The organism is Bradyrhizobium sp. OAE829, assembly GCF_040546575.1.
Taxonomy (GTDB): domain Bacteria; phylum Pseudomonadota; class Alphaproteobacteria; order Rhizobiales; family Xanthobacteraceae; genus Bradyrhizobium.
The window spans coordinates 305,800-327,712 of record NZ_JBEPOE010000001.1 but is presented as its reverse complement, the minus strand read 5'-3'; the positions used below and the strand labels follow the sequence as shown (position 1 = coordinate 327,712).

General features: G+C 60.9%; 21 protein-coding genes. 10 read left to right on the top strand and 11 right to left on the bottom strand.

Translation table 11 applies throughout. The features are described 5' to 3' along the window. Nucleotides 1–92 precede the first annotated feature (92 nt). The 3 genes from ABIE49_RS01370 to ABIE49_RS01360 all read right to left on the bottom strand — a co-directional run bounded on the left by ABIE49_RS01370 (nt 93) and on the right by ABIE49_RS01360 (nt 5,259). A complete protein-coding gene (locus ABIE49_RS01370; protein ID WP_192739868.1) occupies nt 93–1,031 on the bottom strand; it encodes a tetratricopeptide repeat protein in 939 nt (312 codons plus the stop codon). Between the two features lie 218 nt (nt 1,032–1,249). Further along, nucleotides 1,250–4,234: an excinuclease ABC subunit UvrA gene (gene uvrA / locus ABIE49_RS01365; RefSeq protein WP_192739869.1), complete on the bottom strand. Its 2,985-nt coding sequence runs from the start codon at nt 4,232–4,234 to the stop codon at nt 1,250–1,252. Nucleotides 4,235–4,503: 269 nt separating this feature from the next. Beyond that, nucleotides 4,504–5,259 (bottom strand): outer membrane protein, encoded by a 756-nt coding sequence (locus ABIE49_RS01360; RefSeq protein WP_192739870.1) that lies wholly within the window; start codon nt 5,257–5,259, stop codon nt 4,504–4,506. Between the two features lie 477 nt (nt 5,260–5,736). Here ABIE49_RS01360 and ABIE49_RS01355 point away from each other — a divergent pair, with 477 nt between their 5' ends. The 4 genes from ABIE49_RS01355 to gyrA all read left to right on the top strand — a co-directional run bounded on the left by ABIE49_RS01355 (nt 5,737) and on the right by gyrA (nt 10,888). Continuing rightward, nucleotides 5,737–6,228 (top strand): single-stranded DNA-binding protein, encoded by a 492-nt coding sequence (locus ABIE49_RS01355; protein WP_192739871.1) that lies wholly within the window; start codon nt 5,737–5,739, stop codon nt 6,226–6,228. A gap of 294 nt (nt 6,229–6,522) precedes the next feature. After that, nucleotides 6,523–7,462, top strand: a protein-coding gene (locus ABIE49_RS01350; RefSeq protein WP_502915856.1) for an IS630 family transposase whose coding sequence is annotated in 2 segments (ribosomal slippage) — nt 6,523–6,858 and nt 6,860–7,462 — 939 coding nt in all. Because the reading frame shifts where the segments join, the coding sequence is not laid out codon by codon here. 71 nt (nt 7,463–7,533) lie between these two features. After that, nucleotides 7,534–7,932 carry a DUF2306 domain-containing protein gene (locus ABIE49_RS01345; RefSeq protein ID WP_192736106.1) on the top strand — a complete coding sequence of 133 codons (399 nt, stop codon included), beginning with the start codon at nt 7,534–7,536 and terminating at the stop codon, nt 7,930–7,932. Between the two features lie 226 nt (nt 7,933–8,158). Then, complete coding sequence (gyrA, locus tag ABIE49_RS01340) at nt 8,159–10,888, top strand: DNA gyrase subunit A (protein ID WP_192736105.1); 2,730 nt, start codon at nt 8,159–8,161, stop codon at nt 10,886–10,888. 282 nt (nt 10,889–11,170) lie between these two features. Here gyrA and ABIE49_RS01335 read toward each other — a convergent pair whose 3' ends face one another. The 4 genes from ABIE49_RS01335 to ABIE49_RS01320 form a co-directional block, all read right to left on the bottom strand. Then, nucleotides 11,171–12,670, bottom strand: a complete 1,500-nt coding sequence (locus ABIE49_RS01335) for an adenylate/guanylate cyclase domain-containing protein (protein WP_192736104.1) — start codon at nt 12,668–12,670, stop codon at nt 11,171–11,173. Nucleotides 12,671–12,802: 132 nt separating this feature from the next. Beyond that, nucleotides 12,803–13,444, bottom strand: a complete 642-nt coding sequence (locus ABIE49_RS01330; protein WP_192736103.1) for a class I SAM-dependent methyltransferase — start codon at nt 13,442–13,444, stop codon at nt 12,803–12,805. A 465-nt stretch (nt 13,445–13,909) separates the two neighbouring features. Continuing rightward, entirely contained in the window at nt 13,910–14,086 is a 177-nt protein-coding gene (locus tag ABIE49_RS01325; protein WP_192736102.1) for a hypothetical protein, read from the bottom strand. A 249-nt stretch (nt 14,087–14,335) separates the two neighbouring features. Then, nucleotides 14,336–15,313 carry a phosphotransferase family protein gene (locus tag ABIE49_RS01320; RefSeq protein ID WP_192736101.1) on the bottom strand — a complete coding sequence of 326 codons (978 nt, stop codon included), beginning with the start codon at nt 15,311–15,313 and terminating at the stop codon, nt 14,336–14,338. A gap of 222 nt (nt 15,314–15,535) precedes the next feature. Here ABIE49_RS01320 and ABIE49_RS01315 point away from each other — a divergent pair, with 222 nt between their 5' ends. Further along, complete coding sequence (locus ABIE49_RS01315) at nt 15,536–15,742, top strand: hypothetical protein (protein ID WP_192736100.1); 207 nt, start codon at nt 15,536–15,538, stop codon at nt 15,740–15,742. 407 nt (nt 15,743–16,149) lie between these two features. Here ABIE49_RS01315 and ABIE49_RS01310 read toward each other — a convergent pair whose 3' ends face one another. Then, nucleotides 16,150–16,407 (bottom strand): hypothetical protein, encoded by a 258-nt coding sequence (locus ABIE49_RS01310; RefSeq protein WP_192736099.1) that lies wholly within the window; start codon nt 16,405–16,407, stop codon nt 16,150–16,152. Between the two features lie 357 nt (nt 16,408–16,764). Here ABIE49_RS01310 and coaD point away from each other — a divergent pair, with 357 nt between their 5' ends. The 5 genes from coaD to queA all read left to right on the top strand — a co-directional run bounded on the left by coaD (nt 16,765) and on the right by queA (nt 19,959). After that, nucleotides 16,765–17,262 carry a pantetheine-phosphate adenylyltransferase gene (gene coaD / locus ABIE49_RS01305; protein WP_192736098.1) on the top strand — a complete coding sequence of 166 codons (498 nt, stop codon included), beginning with the start codon at nt 16,765–16,767 and terminating at the stop codon, nt 17,260–17,262. A 38-nt stretch (nt 17,263–17,300) separates the two neighbouring features. Next, nucleotides 17,301–17,864 carry a peptidylprolyl isomerase gene (locus ABIE49_RS01300; protein ID WP_192736097.1) on the top strand — a complete coding sequence of 188 codons (564 nt, stop codon included), beginning with the start codon at nt 17,301–17,303 and terminating at the stop codon, nt 17,862–17,864. Nucleotides 17,865–17,867: 3 nt separating this feature from the next. After that, nucleotides 17,868–18,308, top strand: a complete 441-nt coding sequence (locus ABIE49_RS01295) for a UCP034077 family protein (RefSeq protein WP_192736096.1) — start codon at nt 17,868–17,870, stop codon at nt 18,306–18,308. Then, nucleotides 18,284–18,748, top strand: coding sequence for a peptidylprolyl isomerase (locus tag ABIE49_RS01290; protein ID WP_192736095.1), 465 nt, complete (start codon nt 18,284–18,286; stop codon nt 18,746–18,748). Before ABIE49_RS01295 ends, ABIE49_RS01290 begins: the two co-directional genes overlap by 25 nt. A 134-nt stretch (nt 18,749–18,882) precedes the next feature. Further along, nucleotides 18,883–19,959, top strand: a complete 1,077-nt coding sequence (queA, locus tag ABIE49_RS01285; protein WP_192736094.1) for a tRNA preQ1(34) S-adenosylmethionine ribosyltransferase-isomerase QueA — start codon at nt 18,883–18,885, stop codon at nt 19,957–19,959. 111 nt (nt 19,960–20,070) lie between these two features. Here queA and ABIE49_RS01280 read toward each other — a convergent pair whose 3' ends face one another. The 3 genes from ABIE49_RS01280 to ABIE49_RS01270 all read right to left on the bottom strand — a co-directional run bounded on the left by ABIE49_RS01280 (nt 20,071) and on the right by ABIE49_RS01270 (nt 21,855). Continuing rightward, nucleotides 20,071–20,661: a DedA family protein gene (locus ABIE49_RS01280; protein ID WP_192736093.1), complete on the bottom strand. Its 591-nt coding sequence runs from the start codon at nt 20,659–20,661 to the stop codon at nt 20,071–20,073. A gap of 241 nt (nt 20,662–20,902) precedes the next feature. Beyond that, the gene (locus tag ABIE49_RS01275; protein WP_192736092.1) at nt 20,903–21,064 is read right to left on the bottom strand and encodes a hypothetical protein; all 162 of its coding nucleotides are present in this window, start codon (nt 21,062–21,064) and stop codon (nt 20,903–20,905) included. Between the two features lie 149 nt (nt 21,065–21,213). After that, on the bottom strand, nt 21,214–21,855 hold the full coding sequence (locus ABIE49_RS01270; RefSeq protein ID WP_192736091.1) for a glutathione S-transferase family protein: 642 nt from the start codon (nt 21,853–21,855) through the stop codon (nt 21,214–21,216). Between the last annotated feature and the right edge of the window lie 58 nt (nt 21,856–21,913).

Sequence of the window (21,913 nt, the reverse complement as noted above, 5' to 3'; positions counted from 1 at the left end):
AAAGCGTGTGAGGCCGGCGGACGTGGCGTGGGGTACAGAGGAACGAAAGAGGCGGAATACGCTACGCTATTCCGCGCTACGAGTTTCGCGTTCTACTTCGATGCAATTTCTTGGCGAAGAGGCGCTAACAGTTCTAAAACAAGGCTATAGCCTTGGTGCTTGTCTTTGCTATTTCCAGAGAAAATGCCATCCCAATATTGTCTGTCGACGGAATATCCCTCGTTGAATTTTGTTTTCGCGAGAGTGACCAATTTTGATTTGGCTTCGGGGGCCTTCTCCTCGTTAGCGAGTGCAATTATTGCCGCCGCCTCAATTATTCGAGCAGATCCGTGCCAGTAATCTGATGAAATCTGAGCAAGCGATTTTTCTGCATCAGAATAGTTTCCTGCATAGAAGTAAGCTCTTCCTATGCCGTATGTGCGATCGCTTCGGGAGTCGTCTATTGATTTAAAGACGTCGAGTGCAGCATTGTATGCTTTCGTCTCTATCAGAGCATTTGCGTAATTGCTCGCGAACGTAGCGTTCTTAGGGGAAGCCGTGCGTGCTCTTCTAAAATATTGCACAGCCGATGGAAACTGGCCGCGATAGAATGCAATGCCTCCCTTGATGTTGAGAGCCTGTCCGTCCTCCGGTTCATTCTTAAGTATTTCATCTGCCGCTCGGTCGGCGTCTTCATATAGTCCTTGGCTGTAATTGCCCGACATTATCGCGCGTTTTGACTCGTCGGCTTTACGCAGCAACTCAGGAGGGTTCACGAGAAAGACGACGGCGAATACGCCGAGTGCGCCAGCTCCTCTCAGTGCGAATAGCTTGCCTTGTCCGATTTCAATGTTCAACATTCCCGGGATAACTGCGGCAACACCTGCGGCGCTAATTGCAGCTAGGACACGCAGAAAAAAGAACTGCCCGGGATCAGTAATAGGTTCAATGCGAAGTCCTGCATATGCGAGAATGCCGCAAAAGACGACGCCGAAGCCAAATGCCAAAAGGGTCTCAAGCGAAAGCCGAGGCTGTGTTGTCGCTTGACCCATTGTGATTATTTTCCATCGCCGCAGCATGGTTCCTGAGCAGGAGTAGACCCGTTCGGTCCAGCGGATGCGACATCCGGTATCAAAATCAACAAGGCCAGCAACAAGACGAGCCAGCGCATCGGGTGTCCTCCATGAAGTCCACAAACTAAGATGCAAGGTCGATAATAGCAACCTAAAGTGTCATACTTAGCGGCGAAGTTGCCTACGCTTAAGCTGCGTCATTCCGCCGCCTCGCTCGCTCCCGTACTCTTCCGCGGCTTCCCCGCCGCCCGCTTCAGCACCGGCTCCAGGAACTTGCCCGTGTAGCTCCGCGGCGCTTTCACGATGTCCTCCGGCGGGCCCCAGGCGACGATTTCGCCGCCGCCGTCGCCGCCTTCGGGGCCGAGGTCGATGACCCAGTCGGCGGTCTTGATGACTTCGAGGTTGTGCTCGATCACGACCACCGTGTTGCCCTGCGAGACCAGCTCGTGCAGCACTTCCAGGAGTTTGGCGACGTCGTGGAAGTGAAGCCCGGTGGTGGGTTCGTCCAGGATGTAGAGCGTGCGTCCCGTCGCGCGCTTTGACAGTTCTTTTGCCAGCTTGACGCGCTGGGCTTCGCCGCCGGACAGCGTCGTGGCCTGCTGGCCGACATGGATGTAGTCGAGGCCGACGCGGTGCAGCGTCTTGAAGGTTTCGCGGACGCGCGGGACGGCCTTGAAGAACTCGGCGGCTTCCTCCACCGTCATGTCGAGCACGTCGGCGATGCTCTTGCCCTTGAACAGGACTTCCAGCGTCTCGCGGTTGTAGCGCTTGCCCTTGCAGGCGTCGCAGGTGACGTAGACGTCAGGCAGGAAGTGCATCTCGATCTTGATGACGCCGTCGCCCTGGCAGGCCTCGCAGCGGCCGCCCTTGACGTTGAAGGAGAAGCGCCCGGGCTCATAGCCGCGCGCCTTGGCTTCCGGCAGGCCGGCGAACCATTCGCGGATCGGCGTGAAGGCGCCGGTATAGGTCGCGGGGTTGGAACGCGGGGTGCGGCCGATCGGCGACTGGTCGATGTCGATGATCTTGTCGATATGCTCCAACCCCTCGATGCGGTCGTGGGGCGCGGCGCCCTCGCTGGCGTTGTTGAGCTTTCGCGCGATCGCCTTGTAGAGCGTGTCGATCAGCAGAGTCGACTTGCCGCCGCCGGACACGCCAGTGACGGCCGTGAACAAGCCGAGCGGAATTTCCGCCGAGACGTTTTTCAGGTTGTTGCCGCGGGCGTTGATCACCTTGATGGTGCGGCGATGGTTCGGCGGCTTGCGCTCGGGGATCGCCACCGACAATTCGCCAGTGAGGTACTTGCCGGTCAGCGACTTCGGATTGGCCATGACCTCGGCGGGCGTGCCTTGCGCGACGATATGGCCGCCATGCATGCCGGCGCCGGGGCCGATGTCGAGCACGAAATCGGCCAGCCGAATGGCGTCCTCGTCATGCTCGACCACGATCACGGTATTGCCGAGGTCGCGCAGCCGCTTCAGCGTCTCCAGCAGCCGCGCATTGTCGCGCTGGTGCAGGCCGATTGAAGGTTCATCCAGCACATAGAGCACGCCTGTTAGCCCCGAGCCGATCTGGGAGGCGAGGCGGATGCGCTGGCTTTCGCCGCCGCTGAGCGTGCCGGACGAACGCGACAGCGTCAGATAATTGAGGCCGACGTCGAGCAGGAACGACAGCCGCTCGCGGATCTCCTTCAGCACGCGGATGGCGATCTCGTTCTGTTGGGCGTTGAGCGCCTTCGGCACGCTCTCGAACCATTCGCCGGCGCGGCGCACCGAGAGTTCGCTGATCTCGCCGATATGCTTGCCGCCGATCTTGACGCACAGCGCCTCCGGCTTCAGCCGGTAGCCGTGGCAGCCCTCGCAGGGGATGTCGGAGAAATACTTTGCCAGCTCCTCGCGCGCCCATTCGCTTTCCGTCTCGCGAAAACGGCGGTTGAGGTTGGTGATGACGCCCTCGAACGGTTTCTTGGTGTCGTAGGAGCGCACCCCGTCCTCATAGGAGAACTTGATCTCGTCGTCGCCGGAGCCGTGCAGGATCGCGGCCTGCGTCTTCTTCGGCAGGTCCTTCCACTTGGTGTCGAGCGTGAACTTGTAGAACTTGCCAAGCGCGGTCAGCGTCTGGATGTAATAGGGCGAGGACGATTTGGACCACGGCGCGATCGCGCCCTTCCGCAAGGTCAGCTCCTTGTCGGGGATGACGAGGTCCTCGTCGATGTGCTGCTCGACGCCGAGGCCGCCGCAGGCCGGGCAGGCGCCATAGGGGTTGTTGAACGAGAACAGCCGGGGCTCGATCTCGGGAATGGTGAAGCCGGATACCGGGCAGGCGAACTTCTCCGAAAACAGAATCCGTTCCGGGCCGCTCTTGTCGTGGATCTTTGCGGTCTTCTTGTCGGACTTCTTTTCCTCGGCGGCGCCCGCGGGCGCGTCGGCGTATTCGATCACCGCGAGCCCTTCGGCGAGTTTTAAGGCGGTCTCAAAACTTTCGGCGAGGCGCTGGCCGATGTCTGATCGGACCACGATGCGGTCGACGACGACGTCGATGTCGTGCGGGAATTTCTTGTCGAGAACAGGCGCCTCGGCGAGCTCATAGAAGCTGCCGTCGATCTTGACGCGCTGAAAGCCCTTCTTGAGGTATTCGGCGAGCTCCTTCTTGTACTCGCCCTTGCGGCCGCGCGCGACCGGCGCCAGCAGATAGAGCCTGGTGCCTTCCGGCAGCGCCAGCACGCGGTCGACCATCTGCGACACCAGCTGGCTTTCGATCGGCAGGCCCGTGGCGGGCGAGTAGGGCACGCCGACGCGCGCCCATAGCAGGCGCATGTAGTCGTAGATCTCGGTGACGGTGCCGACGGTCGAGCGCGGGTTCTTCGACGTCGTCTTCTGCTCGATCGAGATCGCCGGCGACAGGCCGTCGATCTGGTCGACGTCCGGCTTCTGCATCATCTCGAGGAACTGGCGCGCATAGGCCGAGAGCGACTCGACGTAGCGGCGCTGGCCCTCGGCGTAGATGGTGTCGAAGGCGAGCGAGGATTTGCCGGAGCCGGACAGGCCGGTGAACACCGCGAGCTTGTCGCGGGGAATCTCGACGTCGATGTTTTTCAGATTGTGCTCGCGCGCGCCGCGGATCGTAATCGCGCGCGTTCCCGAGCCGGCGTTGGTTTGGCGCTTCGCCCTCAGCACTTCATCCATATCGGCATTTCCAGGCGCGTGGAGGCGCGCCACGTTGGGCGCGCATGGCCTAGGGTAAACCTAAGCCGGGCGCCGATGGCAGAAAGCTGGAACGTAGGAAGAACGGCGCGGGATTTCCAGTGCTCGCAGCGAGCCATCAACGGTTTGTTTTGCAAGGAGTTGCCACGAAATCGCAATGGCAGCAGATGGCAGCGGAACCGCAACGCACATAAAACAAAAAGGCCGGCACTAGGCCGGCCTTTTCATCAAATCGGTTGGTGTAGCGAAGCTCAGTACTTCGCGATCACCGGGCCACCCCAGCGATAGTTGACGCGCACGGTGACGAGATCGACGTCCTGACTGATGCGTTCGCCGAAGGTGCCGCCAGCCACATTCGTGAAGGTGGAGGTTCGGTTCCCCATGAACAGATGATCGTATTCGACGGCGGCCGACCAGTTCGGGGCGAAGCCGTATTCGAGGCCGACACCGACCACGCCACCCCAGCGGTTGTCATCGTTGGACGAAGCGATCAGAGCGTTGCCGACCGTGGCATTGACGCGATAGCGATCGGCGGTCACAGCTGCACCGCCCTTGACGTAAAACAGGACGTTGTTGGCGGCGTAACCGACCTGACCGGTGAGCAGGCCGAACGCGTCGACCTTCGAGCGAATGGTCGTTCCCGCGCCAAAGCCCACGGGTCCAAGGCTCACGCTGCTGCCGCTGAAGTCGGCCCAGTTGCCCTGTCCTTCGACGCCGAACACCCACGTGCCGGCCTGCCAGCGATAACCGATCTGGCCACCGGCGGTGCCGCCGCTCGCATCGTGGCAACCTTCGCTGGCAACGAACACGCCCGCGCCATTCAAGGCGTCCCAGCACTTGCGGCTCGAACCCCAACCACCGTTGGCGCCGACGTAGAAGCCGCTCCAGTCGTAGATGGCCGCGATCATCGGGGGCGCCTTGGTGTAAGGACGCGCAGCGAGATCAGCAGCCGCGGCGGGAGCCGCGAAGGCAACGAGAGCAACCGTACCCAGCAAAAACTTCTTCATTTCAAACAGTCCCCAGTCCTTTGTCCGCTTCCCGTTGGTCCCGAAGCGTTTTCGTCCAAGACGCGAGCGCCGCGCCGTTGGATAAATCCATACGCCAATTCAACCGGAAATGCCGTCTCCGAAATGCAACACTCGCGGGCCAAGTGCGGACCCTTCAAGGTAATGATTTGTTTAGAATATCCGTCGCGCAGCTCCGGCTGGGCGCGACCCCTGGCACGGAGCAGATACCGAAATACCGGCAGGGCATGGATGACCTGAGGTTGCGTAGAACAAAACTGGAACAATGCCGCGGGCAATGCTATATGTGGATAACCGCTGGATTGCCGAGGGATCGCTAAGTCGGGGCGGCCATCGGGCGTATAGGGTCGTCTCAAATGTCCCTGATGCGGATGAGGCGGCCAATCGGGCGGCCCGTGCCGGCCGATTGCAGCGGTCGCGCAGCAGTTTTTTGGTACCGATTTTGAGTGGAGAGCGACGATGGCGGGAAGCGTGAACAAGGTGATCCTGGTCGGAAACCTCGGCAAGGATCCGGAAATCCGGCGGACACAGGACGGGCGGCCGATCGCCAATCTGAGCATCGCGACCTCGGAAACCTGGCGCGACAAGGGCACCGGCGAGCGCAAGGAAAAGACCGAGTGGCACCGCGTCGTGATCTTCAATGAAGGGCTCTGCAAGGTCGCCGAGCAGTACCTGAAGAAGGGCGCCAAGGTTTACATCGAGGGCGCGCTGCAGACCCGCAAATGGACCGACCAGAGCGGGGTGGAGAAATACTCGACCGAAGTGGTGCTGCAGGGCTTCAATTCGACCCTGACGATGCTCGACGGCCGCTCCGGCGGCGGGGGCGGCAGTTTTGGGTCGGATGATTCCAGCGGCGATTTTGGCGGTGGCCAGGCCACATCCGCGCCGCGCCGCGCGGTAGCCGCCGGTGCCGGCCGCAACAACGACATGGACGACGATATCCCGTTCTGATCGGGAACCGTTCAGGCCTGACCGGAGCTTGTGAGCCGCCAAAAAATAGGCGGCTCGGGCAAGCTCGGTTGGCTGGTGTTTATTCTTGAGAGCCTGACCCAACAGTCTGATTCAGCTGAAGTGTCGTTGTGCGCCGCAGCACTTTGACTCGCTTCTATGTAAATGATATTTACATTAGGATATTGGTTTAACGTTTTCCATCTAAAGCGGGATGGGGTTAGGTTGAATCGATTTGGGATTCCCAAATCAGTGGGTTTCTGATTCACCATGATGGCTGGACGGAGGCCAGCATGGATGGGCAAGCCTTATTCTCTGGATCTTCGCAAGCGTGTCGTGTCCGCGATCGAGGGCGGGATGTCCCGCAATCAGGCAGCCAAGCAGTTTGGGGTCGCGATCAGCACAGCGATCGGTTGGATGCAGCGGGTCGAGGATACTGGCAGCGTTGCTCCGGGCCAGATGGGTGGTCATAAGCCGAAGGCAGTTTCGGGAGACCATGCGGTTTGGCTGTCGCAACGGATCAAAGACGGCGATTTCACCATACGAGGGCTCGTTGCCGAGCTTGCCGGACGCGGCCTGAAGGTCGACTACCACTCGGTGTGGGACTTCGTGCATGCCGAGAAGCTCAGCTTCAAAAAAAAGCGTGGCGGCTGACGAACGCGATCGACCCGACGTGGCGCGGCGGCGCCTCCAATGGACAAAGTATCAAGGTCGCGTCGAAGCTGAGCGACTGGTCTTCATCGACGAGACCTGGACGCGGACCGATATGGCTCCCTTGCGGGGATGGGCGCCGCGCGGGCGCAGGCTTCACGCCAAGGTTCCCCACGGCCGCTGGAAGACCATGACCTTCCTGGCGGCCCTGCGCCATGACCGGATCGATGCGCCATGGTTTATCGAGGGGCCGATCGATGGCGTGAGCTTTCGCACCTATGTCGAGAAGGTTCTTCTGCCCATCCTTCGACCCGGCGATATCGTCGTTTTGGATAACCTCGGCAGCCACAAGAGCAAAGCAGTTCGCCAGCTCATCCGTTCGGTCGGCGCCAAACTCTTCTTCCTGCCAAAATACTCGCCTGACCTGAACCCGATCGAGCAGGTCTTTGCCAAGCTCAAGCATCTGGTCCGCAAAGCTGCCGCGCGAACCGTCGACGCGGTCTGCGCCGCAATCGGCTACGCACTCGATGCCTTCACCTCAGAGGAATGTGCCAACTACCTCAAAAATTCAGGCTATCGAACTTAATGCCATCACGCTTTAGCGTTCGCAGATCGAGCGGGGCCGTCGCCGGAAGGAACCTTGGGGGAGCGTCCGTCATGAGCCTCGCGCCACTGCTGGAGGCCGCCCCTGCGATCCCGCTTCACGCCTTTGCGGCCATGGCGGCGTTCGCGCTGGGCGTCGTCCAGTTTGCTGCCCCGAAGGGAACGCTGCCGCACCGGACGCTGGGCTGGATCTGGGTTGGCCTGATGGCCGTGGTCGCGATCTCCTCGTTCTGGATCCACGAGATCAGGCTGCTGGGTCCCTGGAGCCCGATCCATCTGCTGTCGATCTTCACGCCGATCATGCTGGTGCTTGGCGTGTTGTACGCGCGCCGGCACAAGGTCCGCGGCCACAAGATCACGATGATCTCGATCTTTGCCGGCGCGCTGGTTGTCGCGGGGCTGTTCACCTTCGTTCCCGGGCGGATCATGCACGCGGTGGTTTTCGGGCAATAGGCGAAGCTGAGAACGCCGGTTTCGACGAGCAAACTTTCATCCCGGAGACGGCCGTATCAGTGCCCCGGAAATGGCTGGCGCGCTGGCTTGCCAGAAAGGCGCCGTAGGTCCTGTAAGTCCATGAAAAAACGAAGGGAAAAACAGCTGGCCGGGAGCGCCTTGGGGTGGTTAAAAGCCCCCCGATACGCTATATGATTCCCAGCTTAGAACTGACCGGATCCCCCCTTTGTCTGACAACGATGAGAACAAGCCCGGCGAGCCGCCGGCGCCTTCCGATATTCGTCCCGTTTCCATTCTGGACGAGATGAAGCGCTCCTACCTCGATTACGCCATGAGCGTGATCGTGGCGCGTGCGCTGCCGGATGCCCGCGACGGCCTCAAGCCGGTGCACCGCCGCATTCTGTACTCGATGTACGAACAGGGGCACACGCCGGACAAGAAATACGTCAAATCCGCGCGCGTCGTCGGTGACGTGATCGGTAAATATCATCCGCACGGCGACCAGTCGATTTACGACGCCATGGTCCGGATGGCGCAGGAATTCTCCATGCGCGTGCCGCTGATCGACGGGCAGGGGAACTTCGGCTCGGTCGACGGCGATCCCCCGGCAGCCTACCGGTATACCGAAGCGCGCCTGACGAAATCGGCGCTCGCCGTGCTCGGCGACATCGACAAGGACACCGTCGACTTCCAGGCCAACTACGACAATTCGGAGAAAGAGCCGTCGGTTCTGCCGGCCAAGTTCCCGAACCTGCTGGTCAACGGCGCCGGCGGCATTGCCGTCGGCATGGCGACCAACATCCCCCCGCACAATCTCGGCGAAGTCATCGACGCCTGCACGGCGCTGATCGACAACCCCGCGCTCGGGATCGACGACCTCATCAACATCGTACCCGGTCCCGATTTTCCGACCGGCGGCATCATCCTCGGCCGCCAGGGCATCCGTTCGGCCTATCACCTCGGCCGCGGCTCGATCGTGATGCGCGGCAAGGTCGCGATCGACACCATCCGCAAGGACCGCGAAGCGATCATCATCACCGAAATTCCCTACCAGGTGAACAAGGCCACCATGGTGGAGCGCATCGCCGAACTGGTGCGCGAGAAGAAGATCGAGGGCGTCTCGGACCTGCGCGATGAATCGTCCCGCGAGGGCCTCCGTGTCGTCGTGGAGCTGAAACGCGAAGCGGTGCCGGATGTCGTTCTGAACCAGCTCTATCGTTTCACGCCGCTGCAATCGAATTTCCCGGCCAACATGCTGGCGCTGGATTCCGGCCGCCCGCAGACCATGAACCTGAAGGACTTGCTGACGCTGTTCATCGCATTCCGCGAGCAGGTCATCACGCGCCGGACCAAGTTCCTGCTCAACAAGGCCCGCGACCGCGCCCACATCCTGGTCGGTCTGGCCATTGCCGTCGCCAATATCGACGAGATCATTCGCGTGATCCGCGCCTCGCCAGATCCCACCACCGCCCGCGACAGCCTGATGGCGCGGGACTGGCCGGCGCGGGATGTCGAGGCGATGATCACGCTGATCGACGATCCCCGGCACCGGATGGCCGCCGATGGTACCGCGCGGCTGTCATTCGAGCAGGCCAAGGCCATTCTCGACCTCCGCCTGCAGCGCCTGACTGCGCTGGGCCGCGAGGAGATTTCCGAGGAACTGGACAAGCTCGCGGTGGAGATCGCCGACTATCTCGAGATTCTGCGCTCGCGTGCGCGGGTGCAGGCCATCGTCAAGGCCGAGCTCGCCGAGGTGAAGGACGATTTCGCCACCCCGCGCAAGACCGTCATCATGGAGCAGGAAGACGAGGTCGAGGACGAAGACCTGATCCAGCGCGAAGACATGGTGGTCACGGTCTCGCATGCCGGCTACGTCAAGCGCGTGCCGCTTTCGGCCTACCGGGCCCAGCGCCGCGGCGGCAAGGGCCGCGCGGGCATGCAGACCCGCGACGAGGATTTTGTCTCCAGACTGTTCGTGGCCTCGACGCATACGCCGGTGCTGTTCTTCTCCTCGCGCGGCCAGGTCTACAAGGAAAAGGTCTGGCGGCTGCCGATGGCGGCCCCGAACGCGCGCGGCAAGGCGCTGATCAACATCCTGCCGCTGGAGCAGGGTGAGCGCATCACCACCATCATGCCGCTGCCGGAGGATGAATCCTCCTGGGGCAATCTCGACGTGATGTTCGCCACGACAGGCGGCAACGTCCGCCGCAACAAGCTGTCCGACTTCGTCGATGTCCGCCGTTCCGGCATCATCGCCATGAAGCTCGACGAGGGCGAGGCGATCGTCGACGTGCAGATCTGCACCGAGCGCGACGACGTGCTGCTGACCGCCGCCGGCGGCCAGTGCATCCGCTTCCCCGTCACCGATGTGCGCGTCTTTACCGGCCGCACCTCGATGGGCGTGCGCGGCATTGCGCTTGCCGAGAACGACAAGCTGATCTCGCTGTCGATCCTGCGCCATGTCGAGACCACCTCGGACGAACGGTCGGCGTACCAGAAGATGCGCCGCGCGGTGGCCGGCGAAACCGGCACTGAGGAGCCCGCCGATGTCGAGGCCGAGGAGACCTCAGGTACGCTCCAGCTCTCCCAGGAGCGCTATGCCGAAATGTCGGCGCAGGAGCAGGTGGTGCTGACCGTGTCCGTCAACGGCTTCGGCAAGCGCACCTCGTCCTACGAATACCGGACCACGGGGCGTGGCGGCAAAGGCATCGTCGCGATGTCGGTCAACAACCGCAACGGCAAGCTGGTGGCCTCGTTCCCGGTCGAGGACAGCGATCAGATCATGCTGGTGACCGACAAGGGCCAGTTGATCCGCTGTCCGGTCGAGGGCATCCGCATCGCGGGCCGTTCGACGCAAGGCGTGATCGTGTTCGACACCGCCGAGGACGAGCATGTCGTCTCCGTCGAGCATATCGGCGACGACGGCGAGAATGGCGAAAACGGGAATGGCGGCTAGCGCCTTTTCCGTTCCGATGGAATCGGAACGGGGCTCTAGATTCTTGATTTGACGCGTTTTCTTGACGCGAACCGGTGTCCACTTCGCTGGAAAACGCTCTAGCGTCCTGTCAGCGCGCGGTCTCATCTCAGTGGAGCCAATTTCGGTTTGAGGCGAGCTTGACGGAAGTCAGAGTGCTGGGCGCTCGTTAATTGTGTCGGGCGCGCCAGCCTGATGCCGACAAGCGGTATGTCGGTCTGGCAGCATGTGGGCCTGCCGCGAAGCGGCAGCGGTCGTTCATTTCTACTCCGGAGAGATTTCAATCCGATAAATTTCCATCTTCTGGCCGATGCCCTTCAAGTTCTCGTAGTCGCGCGACGCCGGTCGGCCCTTGACGACGTCACTGACTCCGGGCGCCTCCATCACCGATTCCGTCAGGCAAATTTCGTTGACGCGGGCGAGACCTTGCACGCGGGCGGCGATGTTCACGTCCTGCCCGAAGTAGTCCATCCGGTCGTTGAGCCTTACGGCGATGGCTCTGCCTCTGTGCACACCGACCTTGAGGCCGAGTGGTCGTGAAGCGGTTTGGTTGAACCGTGACAGTTCTTCGATCATCTCGATGGAGGCAAGAACGGCGTCCTGCGGACGCTCGAAGCCAGCCATGACTGCATCGCCGATCGTCTTGACCATGGTGCCAGATCGCTCCCGAATGATCTTGTTCAGGATGTCGAAGTGCTGACGCACCAGAAAATAGGCATTCACGTCGCCAACGCTTTCATACAACGGGGTGGAATCCTTTAGATCGGTGAACAGATAGGTGATGTCGGAGACTGCCAGGCTCTCCCGCTCATCCACCAACTGTGTCTTGTAGAGTTCGCCGAAGCACGGGGTGAGCAGCAGCCGCTTGCCGGAAAGAAACGGCTCATACTCGACCAGATGGGGCTCGAACTGGTAAGGGTATTGGAGGAACCAGAAGCGTCCGCGATCGCTGGTGCGGTTCTCGATCTGAATGGTGTGCTTGCCGGGGCTAAGATCGGCCGTCTGTCGAAACGCAAAGCGCCCGTCGCCAAGATCCATTTCTCTCGGTCCAGTCGGCCGATCGGGAACTATGAACCGACCCGATTCGAGCCGGACCAGCGTTCCCTGGGGTTCCGCCGGCTCACCGTTCGCAAAGAAAACCAGAAGCAGCTTGTGGCTGAGATCGAGCACCTCGAAACGGCCGGCGGTTACGTCAAATTCGAACCTGCTCTGCTGATTGGCCTCGATATCGGCAAATCCCCGTGACAGTGCTGCGACGAGTTGCTCGTGCGTCATTCCGTGCGGAGGCTTGAAGTCCTTGGAAAAGTTATAACGCAGGTAGTAGTCCTCCACGGACAGCATCTCAGGATGACGAAATACGATATCGCGGACGGCATTCGAGATCGTAAAGGTGACCTGGATGTAGTCGTCGAGCGCCACATCGTTGAGCGCATTGCAGAACTCGCACTGGAAGCGTGGGTGGACCTGGTCTAGCTCCCGAAAACTGCCTGCAACCTGCGGGCAATAGGCGCAGGTGAGCAGCCACTGCATCTCGAACAGGCCGACTTTTGCGGCGTGCACAAACAGCTCGATTCCTTCGGACTCACTTAGGCCGTTTGCTGTCGCGTATTTGATAGGATTGACGCGAAAGAGATCATAGTCGCCGGCGGTGCGCACAAATCGCTCAAGGTCCGAAAGGATATGCGGCGTCCAGCTCGCTATTGAGTCCAGCTCCGTGAGGCGCTGCTTCAGAAGGCTGTCATTAACTAGCGATAGCTCGTTCATCTTGCCACCTCATGGCGAAGGGAAGCGATTACATGCGCTAATGAACCCACTTGGACACGGCAGTCGGCCGCGTCGACGAGGTCCGGCAGAGGCCACACGAAAATCGCGTTGTCGGGTTATCGGATAACCCAGTCAGCGCTGCTTCGGTGCTCGAAGTGCGTATAGCCTCTGATAGATCATCGACTCCGGCATCCAATCGAGCACGATGTGTCCAAGTGGGAGCTTGATCAGGCTGGCGATAATTCGAGATGAAGGCGGATGCCAGTAGACGGACAGGTTATGAAATTTAAGGGGAGCGAACCCCAAAGTCCTGAACTCGTGCATCAATCGCTTGTGACCGAAGTGTCTTCGGTAGTCGACGATTGGACCCGAAAGCAAAAGTATCTTGCCAGAGTGCTCTCTAGCGACCTTCTCCAGGAACGCTTCCCGCTCCGGCAGGGACAGATAGTAGACGCATTCGAGGGCTGCGATCACGTCGTACCCGTCGAAGGAGGCTTGCAAGAAATCAGCGCTTTCAAATCTGGCGTTTGGCAGGCTTAGCGATTTGGCGCGAGCGATTGCTACATCGCTGATGTCGATGCCAACCACCGATCGTGCCTTGTCAAAGATTGCTTGCGTCAAGTGGCCTTCGCCGCAGCCGAGCTCAAGAACGGATTTGTCGCGGATGAATGGCTTCAGGCATCGGCGCAACACCTTGTCCCTGAATTGGGCGTGGGAAATATGCCAGGGGTCAGGGGTGGCGTAATAGAGATTGAAATCTGCAGCCGTTCGCATGGCTGGTTTCCGCTTTTGAAAGACACGCAAACTTCCCGGTCGCCAGGAACCAAATGTCCGTGACGCGTTGGCGAGATCGCCGCACTGCAAGCCTTGCCTTTGGCGGCAACGCCTATTGCATGCTTACCCTTTCGCGCCATCGCGCTTCGAAAGTATCAAAGTCCTCCCGTGCCCAGGCTTGCGAGTCCAATGGATTGCCAAGCTTCGCTGTAGCCGCGTTTGCAAGTGCTGCGGCGGAAACGGGTTGCGGGGATGCTTCCTTTGGCCATTCCAGCAACGATTTCGACAGCATGGGCTTGCCTTCGTACCAGCACTTTCGTCCATCGATCAGACGATACGACCACCAGCGCCCGTGCGTATTTGAAGGCGTCGCGGCGCTGCATTGTTGTTTGGCCTGCGCGCTTGGCATCCCAACTGGCAAGAGCGTGGCAATCCAAACGGCCAAGGCGATTGGTGGGAGTTTCCTCATTTGCGCACTTGTTGCTGCAGGCGGCTCACAGCGACCACCAAATCGGGGCGGCCGAGAACTTCCACCAGGCTGTCGAGGATAGTTTCATTGTTCTGCGGCCACGGCCGAAGGTAATCTTCCAGTATGCGTTGTGCTTCGCTAATCGCTTGAACAGTCAATTGTTGATCGGTCATGTCTTCTTACCCATCAAACAAAACGCGCCCCGCCGAAAGCGGAGCGAGAAATCAAGACGCTTTTGGGAAATATCCCCGCTATTTTGCCTTATTCGATCAATTTTTGTTTCAATGTGGGGCGGCCTTGTGCGGTTCGCGGAGCGGAATGCACTGCCCGGAGGTTGTGCGACCGGACCAATGCGTGACGCACGTTCTTCCGCTCAATAGTCACGCAGGCGGCGTTCTTCGATGCGCGACGCTACGGGACGGCTAGCGCCAATCGACGCTCTCCAACTCCCGGGTGAGTTCGGCAAGCCCTTCGCGCATGCCGAACTGCGCCTTCCAGCACCATAGCTCCAGCGTACAGCAGAGCCGGTAGAGGTCGATTGTGTCCTGCCAGTTCGGGCGCTCGATGACGCCATATCCGGCAAGCAATCCCGACCGCTTCAATGCGTCCTGCGGCTTTTGCTGCGGTTTGAAGTAATAGAGCGCCTTGGCAATATCCATCAGTGGATCGCCGGCTGTCGCGTTTTCGAAATCGACGATGCCGGACAGAAGCGGTGCGCGGCTCGACGTCACCAGGACGTTTCCGGCGTGAAGATCGTAATGACAAAGGCGAGGGACGACGGCCCCGTCGAGCAGATGCCGGCGCGCGGCAATGCTGACCCTGAGCCGCTCGGCCAGCGCGGGATCGCCGCCGCGCTCGGCAAACTCCATCAGCTTCCGCTCGAACTGGGAGGACATGTAGTTGCGATTGGTGGCGTGAGGCGTCCAGACGCCGTTCGGGCCGATATAGCCGAAGCTGTCGAGCGTGATGTCGTTGATCTCGCGCAGGCTCGCGCCCATCCCGGCGTAGATCGCAAACAGCTCGGCATCCGGCAGTTCCGCCTCGTGCCAGCCCAGCACCAGGCCGTCGAGCTTGTTCATCAGCACGAAATTGAGGTCGATGACCGACCGCGTCTCGTCGGCGACGAGGATGCGGGGGACAGGCGTGCTGAGATCGAGCAGAAGGCCCAGCACGTACACCTCTTTCGCCATCTTCCATGCCATCGACGCCGGATAGACTTTGAGAATGTAGGAAGAGGCATCTGCCAGCGTGATCTCGAATATCGCGCTGATCTGTCCGCCGCGCAGTTCGGTGACGCCTACGACGGAAGAATGGGGAGCGAGGCGACTTGTGATCGCCTGCGCCTGGTCGATCGAGATTGCCAGCCGGGGCTTCAGCGGCGTTGGTGCGTTATCCGGCATGGCGTCGATTCCGGCGAACTTCTTTGCCAAGCGAGTAGCACGGGTGAATCACAACCCGGGAACACTTTCGTCGCGTGGGGGCCGGCACGCACGAAAACCTGTGCAGCGCCTGGTGACGCTGCGGCATTCGAGAGGCTGGTTCCACCGCATCAAACTTTTGCCAAACGTCGCCGCTACCTCGACCGCCGGCTGGCGGTCGCGATCAAGTTGTGGAACTCAATCATGTCGGCATACCCGAGCGTCACAATCGATAGAGAGCCGCGTCATCCAGGCGTCGAGCAAAGTCGTGTAGAGACTGCCGGCCGATCCGATCTCGGCAGCGTCTTCGTCGCCGCACTTTACGCTGCGCTCGTCGTTCCCTTGATGGCGGGGTGGTTGTACGTGCTCGGTCTGTCGTTCTGGAAGCTCATGATCTGGATGATTGCTTGATCATGTCCGATTGTCTGTCCGGCCCCCTCAGGCCCTGCGCGCGGAGCACATGAGATGCTGGACGTCCTTGCTATTCTGGTTTTGCTCGGGGTGGCTTACGCCGCTGGATATTATACGCGTGACCGCATGTCCCGAAAACGGCGCGAGAGCGCCCGCAGATGGAAGAACTACGTAGAGGCGGGACGGCCGCGGCCTGCGAATACCAACCAGGCTCCCGCCAAACAGGCGCATGGCGATCTCGCTCAAATGCTGAGCCGCTGGGATGACAGGGCCCGAGCGCGTCGATCGCAGCAATGATCCTTCCCTAGAATGGATGCGGCTTCCTGAAATGCCGAAGTCCTCGGGGGGCATCCCGAGGACTTCAAATCAGAGCAATCTGACGGCTAAATTGGTGGGGTCGACGAGCCTTATGGGGTGCGGTCGGCGGTAACCAGGCGAGCTTCCCGGATCAACGACTTGGAACCGGCGGCGCGAAGGCAGGAGGCCTCGAAATTCGGCCAAGCCTGCTGCGAGCAATCCTTGCCGACGGTGCGGATGTCGAGGCGGTCACCCTTCGCAAGCGCCTGCGGCACGCTGGCTTCAACCGAGGGGGCAAAACCGGGCAAAATGGTCAATGCGGTGGCGATCAGCGCGGCAAAGGTGATTGCGGTAAGTGCCTTGATCATGACGGTCCCCTGTCATGGGCCGTTCGGCCCGTCGTTTCGTTGGATGGATGTGTACCTAGGCGGCGTTTCCGGGTGTCTTCGCCAAGCCCAAAAATGGTTTCGTCCGGGCCGAGTTTTGTTTCGTCGCCCAGGTGGGACGAAACATTGCCGGCTCGCCTAAGCAGACGCGCCGACCCCAAAAGTGGTTCATTGGCCGATCCCAAATAAAAAGGCGGGTTTGCGGGGAACCGGAGCGTTTTCGAGCGGAGTCTGCGCCGGGCTCGATCCGGGGTGGGTAACGGTTCGCGTGAAGAAAACGCGTCAAAACAAGAGACTGGCCCGCTTGCCGGGCCGCCCGGGGCGGGTTAGGAGGGTTCTATGCCCCGTATCGCGCTCTATCCCGGCTCTTTTGACCCCGTCACCAACGGCCATCTGGACGTGGTCCAGCACGCTGTGACCCTGTGCGACCGCCTGATCGTGGCCGTTGCCGTCCATCCCGGCAAAAAGTCGCTGTTTTCGACCGATGAACGCCTGGAGATGCTCAAGGAGGTATGCGCGCCCATCGCGAAGAGCGCCGGTTGTGCGTTTGAGGCCTCCACCTACGACAATCTGACGGTCACGGCGGCCCGGGCGGCCGGCGCCACCATCATGATTCGGGGACTGCGCGACGGCACCGATCTGGACTACGAGATGCAGCTTGCCGGCATGAACCAGGCCATGGCGCCTGAGGTGCATACGGTGTTCGTCCCGGCGTCCCCCGCGGTCCGCCCGATCACCGCCACACTGGTGCGCCAAATCGCGGGCATGGGCGGCGACTTCTCCGCGTTCGTGCCGCCCTCGATCGCAGCCAAACTCAAGGCCAAATTCGCCGGCTAGCGCGCCTCGCGCCTTACTCACTCGATCCCGGAGTTTTCATGATCCGCATTCTCGCTTTTGTCGCCGCGCTGATTTGCGCGGCTCCCGCGATCGCCCAGCCGCTGCCGGCCAATCTCGACAAGGCCAATGCGGTCGTGATCGACACGACGAAAGGCCGCATCGTGATCAAGCTGCGGGCCGACCTCGCGCCCCAGCATGCCGAGCGCATCAAGCAGCTCGCACGCGAGGGCTATTACAACAACGTGCCGTTCCATCGCGTGATGGACGGCTTCATGGCGCAGACCGGCGACGGCCAGAACTTCAACGGCACCGGCGGCTCGAAATATCCGAACCTGAAGCAGGAGTTCTCCAAGGTGCCGTTCACCCGCGGCATCGTCGGCATGGCGCGGCGCGGCGACAGCGTCGATACCGCGAACTCGCAGTTCTTCATCATGTTCGCGGAAGGCTCGAGCCTGAACGGCCAGTACACCGTGATCGGCGAGGTCGTGTCCGGCATGGATGTGGTCGACAAGCTGAAAAAGGCGCCGCCGGGATCGCAAGGTGGCAGCGTCACCGACCCTGACAAGATGGTGAAGGTGCAAGTCGCATCCGACATCAAGTGAGCGATGACAGCGTCGCGCAGCAAGCCGCTCCTCGGACTTGCCGCGCTGCTGTTGTGCCTGGTATCGACGGTGCAGGCCTCGGCACAACCGGTGCAACTCGACACGCTCAAGGACATCTTTGTGCGGCTGCATTCGTGCTGGAAGCCGCCGCCGCTGTCGCAAGCCAACCCGATCGATATCACCGTGGTCGTCAGCTTCAACCGTGCGGGCGCCATTCTCGGCCAGCCCAAGATTACCTATGAATCGGAACACGCCAGCGATAACGACCGGCTCAAATACCGCATCGCGGTGATGGAAACATTGCAACGCTGTACGCCGTTGCCATTTACCGAGGGACTGGGCGGTGCCGTTGCCGGCCGGCCTCTGGCGATCCCTTTTCGAACCCGCAAACGTCCACCCAAACCTGATGAGAGAAGAGCATGGCAGCCACAGAAAATACTTTGATCCTTGAGACCACGCAGGGTCCCGTCACCATCGAGATGCGCCCGGATCTGGCGCCGGGCCATGTCGCCCGCATCAAGGAACTGGTGCGCGAAGGGTTTTACGACGGCATCGTGTTCCATCGCGTGATCGAGGGCTTCATGGCGCAGACCGGTTGCCCGCACGGCACCGGCACCGGCGGTTCCGGCAAGAAACTGAAGGCCGAATTCAACAAGGAGCCGCACGTGCGCGGCACCACCTCGATGGCGCGCGCGGCGAGCCCGGATTCCGGCGACAGCCAGTTCTTCATCTGCTTCGACGACGCGTCCTTCCTCAACGGCCAGTACACGGTCTGGGGCAAGGTCACGGATGGCATGGAGAACGTCGACAAGATCAAGCGCGGCGAGCCGGTGCAGAACCCGGACAAGATCGTCAAGGCGCATATGGCTGAAGACGCGGGCTGATTTTCGATTGTCATGCCCGGGCAGAAGCGCGAAGCGCGTCTTCGCGCTAGATGACCCGGGCATCCATCAATCTTCAGAAGAGTTTTTCGTAGGTGATGGATTGCCGGGTCAAGCCCGGCAATGACGGTAATAGCATGCGCACCGATCTCTTCGACTTCGAACTGCCCCCCGCCAACATCGCGCTGCGGCCCGCGAGCCCGCGCGATTCCGCGAAGATGCTCGTCGTGCAGCCGGATGGCGCGCTGCAGGACCGCAGCGTCGCCGAACTGCCGGACTGGCTGCAGCCAGGCGACCAGCTTGTCGTTAACGATACCAAGGTCATTTCGGCTCAGCTCAAGGGACGCCGCATCGGTCGCGAGACCGAACCGAAGATCGAGGCAACACTGATCAAGCGGCTCGACGGCTCGCGCTGGCGGGCGCTGGTCAAGCCGGCCAAGAAGCTGGCGCCGGGCGACGTGGTGCGCTTCGGCAATGAAGGCAAGGTCTGCCTGCTTGGCCATCTTGATGCCGAGGTCGAGGCCAAGGGCGAGGAGGGCGAGATCACGCTGTCGTTCTCGTTTCATGGACCAGCGCTCGACCAGGCCATCGCCGACCTCGGCACGCCGCCATTGCCGCCCTACATCGCTTCCAAGCGCACGCCTGACGATCGCGATGCCGCCGATTACCAGACCATGTTCGCGGCCAATGAAGGGGCGGTCGCGGCACCCACCGCAGGGCTGCATTTCACGCCGGCGCTGGAGGCGGCGCTGCGCGAGCGCGGCGTCGGACTGCATCGGATAACGCTGCATGTCGGGGCAGGGACCTTCCTTCCGGTCAAGGTGGAAGAAACGTCGGAACACCGGATGCATGCCGAATGGGGTTCGATCTCGGCCGAGACCGCGACGGCCTTGAATGCGGCCCACGCCAAAGGCGGCCGCATCGTCGCGGTCGGGACCACATCGTTGCGGCTGCTCGAAAGCGCGGCCGCCGAGGACGGCACCATCCAGCCGTTTGGCGCGGAGACCGCGATCTTCATCACGCCGGGCTATCGCTTTCGCGCGGTCGATGTTTTGCTGACCAATTTCCATTTGCCGCGCTCGACACTGTTCATGCTGGTGTCGGCGTTCAGCGGACTGGAGACGATGAAGCAGGCCTATGCGCACGCCATCGCCGGCGGCTACCGGTTCTATTCCTATGGCGATGCGTGCCTGTTGTTTCGCGCGCGGGAGTGAGTGATCGACTCTCGTTGTTCTTTTGACGCGTTTTCTACCGCAGATAAGTCTACGCAATCTGCGTAACCTCGATTGCTATGCGAACCGGTATCCATTTCGCTGGAAAACGCTTTAGCTTCGCTCGACGGCGCGCTCGAGCTTCTTGCTCAAGAACCAGGACAGGCCGAGGAACACGACCAGCAGCGCGAAGGCCACGCCCGAGGAAGCATCGCTCATCATTTTCTCCGAGACCTGACCGAAAGCGTAGCCGGCCGAGACCACCGTGCAGGACCACAGGCCCGCCGCGACGAAATTGAACGCCAGGAAAGTGGACCAGGGCAGCTGCGATATCCCATACGCAAAGCCCGCGACGCCGCGAATGCCATGCGGAAAGCGATGGAACAGGATCATCCAGGCATAGTGACGGTCGGCCAGCCGGGCTGCGATCTGGACGGCACGTTCCAGCCTCGGAAACGATACGAGCCAGCGTGTGCCATAACGCCGCCCGATCCAGAACCGGATCACGTCGCCGGTGAAGGTGCCGAGCCAGCAAACCATGATCAGCGTGCCGAAATTCAGTGCGCCCGCATGCGCAGCGTAGCCCGCGAACAGCGTTAGCAGCAGGCTGTGCGAGGCCGCATAAGCAAACATGAGGCTGTAGGCCGCATCGCCGTGCTGGCGGATGAGATCGAGAAACGATGCGAGATCGGTCGGAAACAGCAAATCAGCCCCGCTTTGACGACTATCCCCCGGTGACACGTCCTGTCGCCCGGGGGACCAGCCCAAACGCTACTACGCTGCGGGAGCATTTGAAAGCAAAAGGCAGGCTGGGTTTATGGGCATATTCGCGCAGGGCGCAGGGTGGCCAGAACGCAGCGAACCCACCGACACATGTGCGCTGTCGCGTGCCCAGGGGCGCAGGAAACGCGCAGCAACGGCGGCCTGTCGGTCCTTCATCGGTCGATCAACGCGGCTCGCTCGGCTTGTCCCGCTCCCGACCTTCGGCGGCTTGAGCGGCGCATTCATCCATGCCGTGGCATTTGCTCTTGTAATAATAGTACCACGATCCGGCTATCGCGCAGATCAGGACCAGCGCGAGGAGATAGGCCCAGCTTCGCTTCGGCATCGTCAGCCTTCAAGTTCGGTAGCGATCGCGAACTTTACCAACGATTCGCCGTGAAGCCAGCAGGCGCGACGCACTCCTCATCGATGTCAGGAATTTCTCATTTCCGACGACGCAACGAAAGGCGCGCCAGCTCGACGGCATGCGATCGGTCAAAGCCAGGGTTCTTGCAAATGCTCCTGTTGCAGCGCGCGTTGAACCGCCGGTCTGGCCAGAATGCGATTCAAGTACGGCCCGACATGGGGCCAGCTTGCTCCCGGGCGCGGCATTCCACGTGACCATCGACACAGGGTCAGTGCACAAGCGTCAACTGCCGAGTAGGCATCACCCAACAGCCACGGGCCACCGTGAGCTTCGAGCGCACCGTCGAGCATATCGAACAAGCCATACACCTTCTGTTCAGCACACGCTCGCAACTCGGGAAACATGGTTGGATCGTTGGCCCATTTATGGGGATGCAGATACATCGACAATGCTGGCTGTAGCGTACTCGAGGACCACAACAGCCACTTGTAAAAGTGTGCGCGTTCGCCAGTCCCTATGGCCGGAGCCAGCTCACAACCCGGATGGGTATCGACCAAATACAGGCAGATGGCTGCGGATTCGTACAAGACCAGGTCATCCTGCACGAGCACCGGGATCAAACCGTTTGGATTCAGTCGGAGATGATCCGGTCCCTTGTGCGCGCCGCCGCTCAGATTGACGAAGATGAGCTGGTACGGAGCCCCGATTTCTTCCAGCACTATATGCGGAACGAGGCTGATGAATCCGGGATAGTAGTAAAGCCGTATCATCAGCGATCTCCTCGCGCAAAAAAGCGAGCATGCTTCGCCGCATTAAAATGATGCGCGA